9 protein-coding genes are annotated in these 12,239 nt (G+C 49.2%); all 9 read left to right on the forward strand.

The features are described 5' to 3' along the window. Positions 1–85 precede the first annotated feature (85 nt). The gene (spoVT, locus tag ARB69_RS18050; RefSeq protein ID WP_025655277.1) at positions 86–631 is read left to right on the forward strand and encodes a stage V sporulation protein T; all 546 of its coding nucleotides are present in this window, start codon (positions 86–88) and stop codon (positions 629–631) included. 1,070 nt (positions 632–1,701) lie between these two features. Then, positions 1,702–2,088 (forward strand): TIGR04086 family membrane protein, encoded by a 387-nt coding sequence (locus ARB69_RS18060; protein WP_050641393.1) that lies wholly within the window; start codon positions 1,702–1,704, stop codon positions 2,086–2,088. Positions 2,089–2,237: 149 nt separating this feature from the next. Then, positions 2,238–2,381, forward strand: coding sequence for a six-cysteine ranthipeptide SCIFF (gene scfA / locus ARB69_RS18065; protein ID WP_009002406.1), 144 nt, complete (start codon positions 2,238–2,240; stop codon positions 2,379–2,381). Positions 2,382–2,570: 189 nt separating this feature from the next. Next, entirely contained in the window at positions 2,571–3,992 is a 1,422-nt protein-coding gene (gene scfB / locus ARB69_RS18070) for a thioether cross-link-forming SCIFF peptide maturase (protein ID WP_050642714.1), read from the forward strand. Beyond that, positions 3,979–6,204 (forward strand): protein translocase subunit SecDF, encoded by a 2,226-nt coding sequence (locus ARB69_RS18075; RefSeq protein ID WP_050641392.1) that lies wholly within the window; start codon positions 3,979–3,981, stop codon positions 6,202–6,204. The genes scfB and ARB69_RS18075 overlap by 14 nt, the downstream gene beginning before the upstream one ends. Positions 6,205–7,049: 845 nt before the next feature. Then, positions 7,050–8,762 (forward strand): single-stranded-DNA-specific exonuclease RecJ, encoded by a 1,713-nt coding sequence (gene recJ / locus ARB69_RS18080; protein WP_050641391.1) that lies wholly within the window; start codon positions 7,050–7,052, stop codon positions 8,760–8,762. A gap of 279 nt (positions 8,763–9,041) precedes the next feature. After that, a complete protein-coding gene (locus tag ARB69_RS18085) occupies positions 9,042–11,345 on the forward strand; it encodes a RelA/SpoT family protein (protein ID WP_050641390.1) in 2,304 nt (767 codons plus the stop codon). A gap of 4 nt (positions 11,346–11,349) precedes the next feature. After that, positions 11,350–11,970: an MBL fold metallo-hydrolase gene (locus ARB69_RS18090; protein ID WP_055154594.1), complete on the forward strand. Its 621-nt coding sequence runs from the start codon at positions 11,350–11,352 to the stop codon at positions 11,968–11,970. Positions 11,971–12,127: 157 nt separating this feature from the next. Next, on the forward strand, positions 12,128–12,175 hold the full coding sequence (locus ARB69_RS28495) for a hypothetical protein (protein WP_369794802.1): 48 nt from the start codon (positions 12,128–12,130) through the stop codon (positions 12,173–12,175). Positions 12,176–12,239 lie beyond the last annotated feature (64 nt).

The raw sequence follows: 12,239 nt of genomic DNA on the forward strand, positions 1-12,239 counted from the left end.
CTGGAGCACGAATATTTTCCTCTATTTAACAAATACTAGTAGAAGTGCTAATGATTACTAAGACGTTAAATGGAGGAATTTCTTTATGAAAGCTACAGGAATCGTAAGGCGGATTGACGATCTGGGAAGGGTTGTTATTCCGAAGGAGATACGAAGAACCCTGCGGATCCGGGAAGGTGATCCGCTGGAAATATTTACAGACCGGGAAGGTGAAGTAATACTTAAGAAATATTCCCCGATTGGGGAGCTTGGCACACTTGCCAAACAGTATTCAGAAAGCCTTGCCCAGACAATGGGATGTACAGTGTGCATCACCGATAACGACCAGATCGTGGCTGCGTCAGGCAGCGGAAAAAAGGATCTGCAGGATAAGTATATCAGCAAAGAGCTGGAGAAAGTAATTCAGGCAAGAGAACAGCTGCTGGCAAAATCCGACAGTGCCAAATATGCGGGGGTTGTGCAGGATGAAAAAGAATTCAAAGAGGAAGTCGTGTGTCCGATCCTCTGCGAGGGAGATGCCATAGGCGCGGTTGTTTTCCTGAATAAGGACGAAAAGAAAAAATTTGGCGAACTGGAGCAAAAAGTCGCAATGAGCGCGGCAGGTTTTCTGGGACGGCAGATGGAACAATAGATAGAGGTATTTACTCCCCGGCAAGTTGGGATGGCGGGGGGACGCGAAAGGAAGAGATAGCCGCAATCCGCCCAAGTGCACATATGCCGTTGCGAAATGCGGACACGAACCTAAGAAATTCTAGGAAGCCGGCAGCCGGGCTAGCGGGGTACAGCTGACACATCACGAGAAATCGGATGATTTCTCGCGCTGGGTCAGCAGATTTTGTGATTCGGAGATCACAAAATCCCCCCGCTAGTCCGGCTGCCGGCTTCTTAGAATTTCTAAGGCTCGCTTTAGCATTTCGCAACGGCATATGTGCACTTGGGCGGATTGCGGCTATCCCTTCCTTCCGCTGGGTGCATCCAATCGGCAGGGCGCAAATGGGGAGGATCATTAATGGGGGCGGCGTATGGATTCTTTTGATGGTACATCATAGCTCCGGTAGATAAAAAGAAGAGTCATACCTTATTCTGCAGCTGTGCTGCAGATCCGCCCGCAGGGCATGAGTTACGGGGTGCCCTTTGGGTATACCGTATTCTGCAGTTTGGCTAAAGCACCCCTAAGCAGTGAATAAAGCAATGGGGATTATATGCCCCACCGGGCGAATCAATACACTGCGCCCGTTACGGAGCCCTCCCGGCAGGCAACCTTTCCTTCCGATTGGATGCATCTAGCAAAATGAAGGGACCGCCGCCAGCCTGTCTAATGCACCTATGCCGGTGAAAAGTGCTAAAGCGGACCTTAGAAATTCTTGGAAGGCGGCAGCCAGAAAAGCAGGGAGATTTTGTGATCACCGAATCACAAAATCAGGCGGCCCAGCGCGAGAAATCATGGGATTTCTTGTGATGTGCCGCCTGTGCCCTGCTTTTCTGGCTGCCGGCTTCCTAGAATTTCTTAGGTTCGTGTCCGCACTTTTCACCGGCATAGGTGCATTTGGCAGGCTGGCGGTGGTCCCTTTATTTTGCGCCCCGCCCCCATCCACAATACGAAACTTGCCCGTCACACTCCGCTTTTTTGGGGATAAATGCATATTCCGGGAAGGACAATCATATGTTGTAATAGTACATAGATGGACGAGGAGGAATTAGATGGAGAATAAGACAAATAAGGGGCGGGGGGCCGAGGGGAAAGTCGTCTGGCTTTTAAAGGCTCTTTTGTGTGCTTATGTGGTGACGGGAATCCTTCTGCTTTTACTGACTCTGCTGCTTTATAAATTGAACCTGGATGAGGGGAAAGTAACGGGAGGGATTATCGTTATTTATGTTGTTTCCACATTTGTAGGCGGCTTTGCGGCAGGGAAGATGGCAAAATTCCGTAAATTTGCTTGGGGGCTGACGATCGGGATTCTGTATTTTGGTCTGCTGCTTCTGATCTCTCTTGGAGTGTACCGCTCCATGCAGGGAAGCGGGGCAAATATACTGACCACATTCCTGCTCTGTGCGGGCGGTGGGATGCTGGGGGGCATGGTCTCCTGATGAATTAAGATATACAGGAGAATACGTGCGGGAACGCTTATAGACAGCCGATACCGTTCACGAAAAAAACACTTTAAAAACTACAGGCACTGTGCTATAATGTTACGAGGTAAATACATGCCTGCAGCATGAATATAGGAGGAGAGAACATGAAACATATTAAAACACTGAATACACAGACCTTAAACAATACAGTAAAAAAAGGCGGCTGCGGAGAATGCCAGACATCCTGTCAGTCTGCATGCAAGACTTCCTGCACAGTGGGAAACCAGACCTGCGAACATAAGAAGTAATATATTTGCAACGGGAAACAGAATATAAGCACAGCACTTACATAACGACGGATGGTCGGGCGTGTGCTGTGCTTTCAGAGTATTTAAAAGTACCAATCAGGGCAGCGACCTCGGCCGCTGCCTTACGCTTGTTACCGGGAATCAAAACCGGTAATGGCCTGAATTATGATGAAAGTGAGGGTATCTGTTGTGATACATCAGTACCAGAATAATGGATATAACATTGTCCTTGATGTGAACAGCGGTGCTGTCCACGTGGTGGACAAGGCCGCATATGATGTGATAGCATGTCTCGAGGCAATGAATCCTTCCCATACTGTGGAGTCTCTGCAGTCAGAAGAAACATACCGGTGTCTCAAGGAGACTCTGGGGGGATCCTTGAGCGAATCGGATCTGCAGGAAGTGCTGGAAGCGGTGATCGGGCTGACCGAAGCCGGACAGCTGTTTACGGAGGACATCTATGAGGATTATATTGGGGAGGTAAAGCAGCGGAAAACGGTGGTAAAGGCGCTCTGCCTTCATATCGCACATGACTGCAACCTGGCCTGTAAGTACTGTTTTGCGGAAGAGGGGGAATATCACGGGAGACGTGCGCTGATGTCCTATGAAGTGGGCAGGAAGGCGCTGGATTTTCTGATTGCCAATTCCGGAAGCAGAAGGAACCTGGAAGTGGATTTCTTCGGAGGCGAGCCTCTGATGAACTGGCAGGTGGTAAAGGACCTGGTAGCATACGGAAGAGAACAGGAAAAGCTGCATGACAAGCATTTCCGTTTTACCCTGACCACGAACGGCGTTCTTCTCAATGATGAGGTTCAGGAATTTGTGAACCGTGAGATGGATAATGTCGTGCTGAGCCTCGACGGCAGAAAAGAAGTGAATGACAGCATGCGGCCCTTCCGCAACGGAAAGGGAAGTTATGACCTGATTGTGCCTAAGTTCCAGAAGCTGGCCGAGAGCAGAAATCAGGAGAAATACTATATACGCGGAACATTTACCCGGGGGAATCTGGACTTTTCGAAGGACGTGATGCATTTTGCGGAATTAGGTTTCCAGCAGATATCTATCGAGCCGGTGGTGGGGGAAGAGACGGATCCCTATGCCATACGCGAGAGCGACCTGCCGCAGATCTTCAGCGAATACGATACGCTGGCAAAGACAATGGTGGAACGCGAGCGAAATGGCGAAGGATTTACATTCTTCCATTTTATGCTGGATCTGGAAGGCGGACCGTGTGTGGCCAAGCGTCTGTCCGGCTGCGGTTCGGGAACCGAGTACCTGGCGGTGACGCCTTGGGGGGATCTGTACCCCTGCCATCAGTTTGTGGGGGATGAAGCATTTTTAATGGGAAATGTGGACAGCGGAATTGTGAAGCCGGAGATTGCAGATGAATTCCGCGGCTGCAGCGTTTACTCAAAGGAGAAGTGCCGCAGCTGTTTTGCAAGATTTTACTGCAGCGGCGGCTGTATGGCTAATTCATACAAATTCCATAATACAATCCACGATACCTATGATGTCAGCTGTGAGATGGAACGTAAGCGTGTGGAGTGCGCGATTATGATAAAGGCTGCATTGGCAGACGAAGAAAGGAATGTGACTCATGAAGAAAAGTAAAGGCGTTATCAGCCTGATTCTGACGGTTGTCCTGATTGCCCTTCTGGGCTTTACAACGATTGTAGGATTCGGGAAAACAGGTTCAGGCGCTGCAAAGAACATTAAACTTGGGCTGGATTTGGAAGGCGGTGTCAGCATCACCTATCAGGTAAAAGGGGACAAGCCGTCCCAGTCTGACATGGATGATACAATCTACAAGCTGCAAAGGCGTGTAGAACAGTATAGTACAGAAGCAACAGTTTACCAGGAAGGTGAGGACAGGATCAGCATCGAGATCCCTGGAGTTAAGGATGCCAACAAGATCCTTGATGAGCTGGGTCAGCCCGGTTCCCTGTATTTTATCCGGGAGAAAGACAGTGAAGGCAATGCAAACTACAGTCTGGATTCCAACGGCAAATACAAACTGGACAAGACAATTGAAGAGCTGCAGGAAGACGGCTCCATTGTTCTGAATGGTACGGATGTTAAGAATGCGCAGGCAGCGACCACCCAGGATGATCTGCAGAATAAGGAAAATATCGTACAGCTGTCTTTTACAAAAGAAGGGACAGAGAAGTTTGCCGCGGCTACAAAGGCTGCGCTGGCGGCTAAGGAGACCATTGCGATCTATTACGATGGAGAGCTGATCAGTGTTCCGAGTGTGAATTCCGAGATTAAGGACGGCGAGGCTCAGATTTCAGGCAGTATGAGCTTCGAGGAGGCGGACAAACTGGCTTCTACGATCCGGATCGGCGGGCTGAGCCTGGAACTGGAAGAACTCCGTTCAAATGTAGTGGGGGCACAGCTCGGTGAAGAGGCAATCAGCACGAGCTTAAAGGCAGGCGCTATCGGCCTTGCTATTGTATTTATCTTTATGTGCGTTGTTTATCTGCTTCCCGGACTGGCGGCAAGTATCGCACTGCTGATTTATACAGGGCTGATCCTGGTTCTGCTGAATGCATTTGACATTACACTGACCCTGCCGGGTATTGCGGGTATCATCCTTGGCATCGGCATGGCGGTGGATGCGAACGTAATTATCTTTGCCAGAGTGCGGGAGGAACTGACGACCGGCAAGTCCGTGAGGGCATCCCTGAATGCAGGTTTCCATAAGGCAATGTCAGCCATTCTGGACGGCAATATTACAACACTGATTGCGGCGGCAGTCCTGTGGCTCAAGGGAAGCGGCACTGTCAAAGGTTTTGCGCAGACGCTGGCCCTGGGTATTGTGGTTTCTATGTTTACTGCGCTTGTAATTACCCGTCTCATCGTATATGCTTTCTATGCCGTGGGTATTCACAATGAAAAAGTATACGGACGTGTGAAAGCGGAACGCAAACCTATCGATTTCCTCGGAAAGAGAAAGGTGTTTTTCGGAATCTCCATCGCGTTGGTTTTAGTAGGTTTTGTCTTTATGGGAATCAATGGAGGCCAGGGGAAGGGCGTTCTGAATTACAGCCTGGAATTTAAGGGCGGTACCTCAACGAATGTGACCTTTGATCAGGAATACAGCCTGGAGGAGATTGATCAAAATATCGTACCTCTAATTGAGGACGCAACCGGCGACAATAATGTCCAGGTTCAGAAGGTGGAAGGAACAAACCAGGTCATCTTCAAGACACAGACTCTCGAACTGGATAAGCGGGAAGCATTTAATAAGGCTATGGTCGATAATTTCAAGGTAAATGAGGATGAGATTACGACAGAAAATATCAGTTCAACGGTCAGCTCAGAGATGAGACAGGACGCGGTCATCGCGGTTCTGATTGCAACAATCTGCATGCTGCTTTACATCTGGTTCCGTTTCAAGGATATCCGCTTTGCAACCAGCGCGGTACTGGCGCTGCTGCATGATGTTCTTGTGGTACTGACGTTCTACGTGATCGCAAGAGTATCCGTTGGAAATACATTTATCGCATGTATGCTGACTATAGTAGGTTACTCCATCAACGCAACCATCGTAATCTTCGACAGAATCCGTGAGGAGATGAAGACGAAGAAGCGCGGGGAGGATCTGGCTGTTCTTGTAAACAGATGCATCACCCGTACACTGACGCGTAGTATTTACACCTCATTGACAACATTTGTAATGGTGGCGGTTCTTTATATTATGGGTGTAAGTTCAATCAAAGAATTTGCACTGCCGCTGATGGTGGGAATTGTATGTGGAGCTTATTCATCTGTGTGCGTAACGGGAGCACTTTGGTATGTGATGAAGAAGAGAAGCAAGTAGAGTGGCGGCGGGGGCGCCTGAGAAAATCGGGATGCACCGCCGCTGTCCGGTGAGGCTTATGCTGATTCCGGAAACCGGGCGCTTAGCCTAGTACTGCGTTGCGCAATTAACAGTGATAAAGCACCTGCTATCTACAACAGGAGCACGTCTGCGAAGCTAGACGTAGGAACCGCTACGCCGTCGCTTCGCAGACGCACACCTGATGCAGATATCAGGCACTTTATTCACTGCTAATTATGCAACGCAGTACTAGAAGCGCTAACTGCGAAAAAGCCGCATTTTATGGAACCGAGCGTATTCACTTAGAAAGCTGATGCTTTCTAAGCTCAGACGCTCTGGATAATTGATTCGGAATCAATTATCCTCCATAAAATGCGGCTTTTTCGCAGTAAGCGCTTCTATGGCACGCTAGAGGCTTCCGGAATCAGCATAAGCCTCACCGGACAGCGGCGGAGCATCCCGATTTTCTCAGGCTGGACGCATCCTTGCGGGAGGGGGGCTTGCCCGGAGGTTTGGCGGGGGCAGCTGATTGGGTTGGGAGACGGGGGAGCTTTTTAGAGAGTTTATAGTTACTATGCGCGGCCCCTGGGGCGTTAGTAGTAACTGTTTATATGCTGCGTCGACAAATTACGACAGGTTCTTGTTGACAGTGGGGTGTGTTTGTGGATAATATGGTACTGATATGTGTAATTCGGAGATGTTTTGGGGGATGCGCTTTTAGGGGCGGCAGTGAGTTGTTATGTTATGTACGGGTGTGCGGATGTGGTGATGTTTGACCAGGCTAATGGGTGAAGGCAATAGATGTGCACTGGGGTGCGGTATAATGTGTACGAGGAGGATAAAAGGTGGAGAAGTGGTTTGTTTCTATGAAGAAGGCGGATTTTAATGGGATTGCTGAGCGGTACCATGTTTCTCCGATTCTTGCGCGGCTGATTCGGAACCGGGATTTGATGACGGATGAGGAGATTGGGTTTTATTTGAATGGGACCATTGCGGATTTGTATGATGGAATGCTGATGAAGGATATGGATAAGGCGGTGGAGATTCTGGCGGAGAAGATCCGGGGAGGGGAGGCCATCCGTGTTATCGGGGATTATGATATTGACGGGGTGAATGCGACTTATGTGCTGCAGGAAGGGATCTCTAAGCTGGGCGGTGATGTAGATACGGATATTCCGGACCGGATACGGGATGGGTATGGACTGAACAGGATGCTGATTGACCGCGCCCTGGAGGATGGTATCGATACGATTATTACATGCGATAATGGGATTGCGGCTGCGGAGGAGATTGCTTATGGCAAGCAGAGGGGACTTACGATTATTGTGACGGATCACCACGAGGTGCCATATCTGGAGGCAGGCGGTGTGAAGGAATATCTGCTGCCCCAGGCGGACGCAGTGGTAGATCCGCACCGGGCGGATTGTGAATATCCTTTTAAAGGGCTTTGCGGGGCGGCAGTGGCTTACAAACTGGTGGAAGCGCTTTATGAGGTGATGCAGAAAGATGTGGATGATATTGATTATCTGATGGAAAATGTGGCCATAGCTACTGTAGGGGATGTGATGGATCTGACCGGTGAAAACCGGATTTTTGTGAAGCAGGGGCTGGAAATGCTGAAGCGTACCGGTAATCTTGGACTGAGGGCGCTGATTGAGTGTACGGGAGTCCCTGTGGACAGACTGTCGGCTTATCATATCGGATTTGTGCTGGGGCCCTGCATTAATGCCAGCGGCCGTCTGGACACGGCAAAACGCGCGCTGGAGCTTTTGAATGCACCGAACCGCAGAGAAGCAGTGATGCTGGCGGAGGATCTTAAGGCTCTCAATGACAGCCGCAAGGAGATGACGGAAAAGGGCGTGGAGCAGGCGGTGGAGCAGATTGAGAATACTTCTCTGAAGGAGGATAAGGTTCTGGTTGTTTATCTTCCGGAGTGCCATGAAAGTATAGCGGGCATCATAGCGGGAAGAATTAAGGAGAGATATTACCGTCCCACTTTTGTGCTCACCCAGGGCGAGGAGGGCGTGAAAGGCTCCGGGCGGTCCATTGAGTCCTACAATATGTTTGAGGAGATGTGCAGATGCCGGGCGCTGTTTACGAAGTTCGGGGGGCATAAGCTGGCGGCAGGGCTGTCCCTGGAGGAGGAAAATGTGGGCAGATTCCGTGAAACAATCAACGAGCTGGCTGTTTTATCTGAGGAAGATCTTCTGCCGAAGGTATCCATTGACATGCAGCTTCCTCTTGCATATGTGACCGAATCGCTGGTATCCGAACTGGAGCTTTTAGAGCCTTTTGGAAAAGGGAATACGAAACCCCTGTTCGCAGAAAAGAATCTGAAGGTGCTCAGTCCCAGGATTATCGGAAAAAATCAGAATGTTTTGAAATTTCGTGTCCAGGACAGGCGGGGAAACCAGATGGAGGCAATTTACTTTGGGGATGCGCAGGACTGCCTGGATTATATAAAGCGGAAAGACGAGTTGTCATTTACTTTCTATCCGTCTGTGAATGACTATATGGGTAAGAAAACGCTGCAGATTACAGTAGTAAACTATCAATAGCGCCATTTTAAGTTACTGTATATAGTAATTTTAGCAGCAATTCAGACAGGTTTGGGTATTTACTGCGAAGACCGTACGAAAACATGGCAGCAGCAGGCATCCGGCTCTTCGCAGGAGGCGAATTTAAATGAACTGGATGCGCAACAGTTCAGGTCTGTCTGAACTGTTTCCAATTTTATGCGTTTTTGCGTCTATTTATGGGGAAATAGTTTGAAAATTGTTAAAATAATGTTATACTTAGGGGTATGAAACTTACCATAGAAGAAAGGGGGAATTGATATGGCGGGAACTCCGGAATATGAATTACTGAATAAAAATCTGGAGATTGTGGATGGGCATGCTGTGAAAGCACCCGAAGATTATCAAGACCCTGAACAATTATATCAGGCTTTGATAGCCAGAGTCAGGAAGTATCACCCATCCGCAGATATTACCCTGATTGAGAAGGCCTATAGGACGGCTAAAAGCGCGCATAAGGATCAGGCGCGCAAGTCAGGCGAGCCGTATATTATACATCCTCTCTGGGTGGGCATTATACTTGCCGATCTGGAGATGGATAAGGAGACGATTGTTGCAGGTATGCTGCACGATGCCGTGGAAGACACGGAGATGACACTGGAGGATGTGGCAAGAGAGTTCGGCGAGGAGGTAGCACTTCTGGTCGATGGGGTCACGAAACTGGGACAGTTATCCTACTCCCAGGATAAGCTGGAGGTTCAGGCCGAGAATCTGCGTAAGATGTTTCTGGCCATGGCGAAGGATATCCGTGTGATCATTATTAAGCTGGCGGACCGGCTGCACAATATGCGTACACTGGAGTTTATGACCCCGGCTAAGCAGAAGGAAAAAGCCCGGGAGACGATGGACATTTACGCCCCGATCGCACACAGGCTCGGTATCTCCAAGATTAAGACGGAACTGGATGACCTGTCGCTGAAGTATTCCCAGCCGGAAGTGTATTTTGACCTGGTGAGGGATCTGAATGAACGCAAAACTGAGAGGGAGGAGTTTGTACAGCAGATCGTGGCTGAGGTTTCCACCCATATGAAAAACTCTCACATCGAGGCCAAAGTATATGGCCGGGTTAAGCATTTTTTCAGTATTTATAAAAAGATGGTAAACCAGAATAAAACGCTGGATCAGGTGTATGACCTGTTTGCCGTGCGCATCATTGTGGATTCGGTTAAGGACTGCTATGCTGCGCTTGGCGTGATTCATGAGATGTACACGCCGATACCGGGGCGTTTTAAAGACTATATTGCCATGCCGAAAGCCAATATGTACCAGTCCCTGCACACAACACTGATGGGACCTTCCGGGCAGCCTTTTGAGATACAGATCCGCACGGAAGAGATGCACAAGACGGCAGAATTCGGAATCGCGGCGCACTGGAAGTATAAAGAAGGCGGCGCAGGAAAGAGCGTGAAAGCGCAGGAAGAAGAAAAGCTGAGCTGGCTGCGCCAGATTCTGGAATGGCAGCGTGATATGTCGGATAACCGGGAGTTTTTAAGCCTGCTAAAAGGCGACCTGGATTTATTTGCAGAGGATGTATATTGTTTTACCCCCAACGGGGACGTAAAGAATCTGCCTAACGGCTCCACTCCGGTGGATTTCGCATATGCGATCCACAGTGCGGTGGGGAATAAGATGGTGGGCGCCAGGGTGAACGGGAAGTTGGTCAATATTGACTATAAGATACAGAACGGGGACAGAATTGAGATTCTGACCTCACAGAATTCCAAGGGGCCCAGCCGGGACTGGCTGAATATTGTCAAAAGCACCCAGGCGAAGAACAAGATTAATCAGTGGTTTAAGAGAGAATTTAAAGAAGACAATATTATCAGGGGAAAAGAGCTGATCGCTGCCTACTGCAAGACAAAGTCTATCAATCCCCAGAATATCATGAAAGCGAAATATCAGCAGATTGTGCAGCAAAAGTACGGATTCCGCGACTGGGATGCGGTGCTTGCGGCGCTCGGGCACGGCGGTGTGAAGGAAGGCCAGGTCGTGAACCGCCTTGTGGAGGAGTATGAGAAAGAACATAAAAAAGAGATCACGGATGAAACAATCCTGGAGAAGATCTCCGAGGCGAATAACCAGAAGGTGCATATCGCTAAGTCCAGGAGCGGGATCGTGGTTAAGGGAATCGATGATATGGCGGTGCGTTTTTCAAAATGCTGTAATCCGGTGCCCGGAGATGAGATTGTTGGTTTTGTCACCAGGGGACGCGGCATGTCGATTCACAGGACAGACTGTGTGAACATGATTCATCTCTCCGAGACCGAGAGAGAGAGGCTGATTGATGCCGAGTGGGAAGAGACGGCAGCGGAAGAAAACGGCGGTCAGTATCTGGCGGAACTGAAGATGTTTGCCCATGACAGGCAGGGGCTTTTGATGGAGATTTCCAAGATTTTCACAGAGGCTAAGATTGACGTGAAGTCTATGAATATTAGAACGAGCAAGAAGGGAACGGCTTCTCTGGATATGGGATTTATTGTCCATGGCAGAGAGGAACTGAACCGGGTAATTGAGAAGCTGCGCCAGATTGAAGGCGTGATGGATATTGAAAGGACGGCGGGGTAGAGCGATGAAAGTAGAGAAGTTTGTTATTGGAATGCTCCAGACGAATTGTTATCTTGTACAGAATGAAGAATCAAAGGAATGTTTTCTGGTGGATCCGGCGATCTGTCCGGAAGAGCTGGTGGGCCATATAAAAAGCGAGGGACTCAAGCTGAAGGCAATTCTGCTGACCCACGGGCATTTTGATCATATTATGGGGCTTGATGGATTCCTGAAGGAATTTCCGGTTCCCGTCTATGCGCACGAGGAGGAGCAGGGGCTGCTAAATGATTCTGTGCTGAATGCCTCGGCAGAATATGGACCAGGCTATACCTTTTCCGATGCCGAGTATTTAAAAGACGGCCAGAAGCTGACAGCCGCGGGGATGGAGATCGAGGTGCTGTATACGCCGGGACATACAATCGGCGGATGCTGTTACTATATTCCTGCGGAAGGAGTCCTGTTCAGCGGGGATACCCTGTTCTGGACTTCCATCGGCAGAGGGGATCTGCCCACAGGAAGCTACAGCGAGCTGGTGCGGTCCATTCAGGATAAGCTGATGCGCCTTCCCGGGAAGACCAAGGTTTATCCGGGGCATATGCAGGAGACTACGATTGGTTTTGAGAAGATACACAATCCGTTTATTTGATATGGCAAATCCGGTTGGAAATCCCTTTACTACATGGCCAGTAACTCTCCAAAAATAACGTATAGTCAGGAATTTGAGTTTATTATGATAGAGATCAGCAGTAATGATACATTGTATATGTACAATTTGTACCATATCGTAAAAGCCTTTTTTCCGAATGAGGAAATCAGGCAGAAGGTGGATGACAGGCAAGAACCCCTGGTAAGACTAGTGTTGGAAGGGGGCTCTTGCTTTTCCATTACGAAGGAGCAAGCCGGGCATTCCGGGGA

It is taken from the genome of Faecalicatena contorta (genome assembly GCF_001404335.1).
Taxonomy (GTDB): domain Bacteria; phylum Bacillota; class Clostridia; order Lachnospirales; family Lachnospiraceae; genus Faecalicatena; species Faecalicatena contortus_B.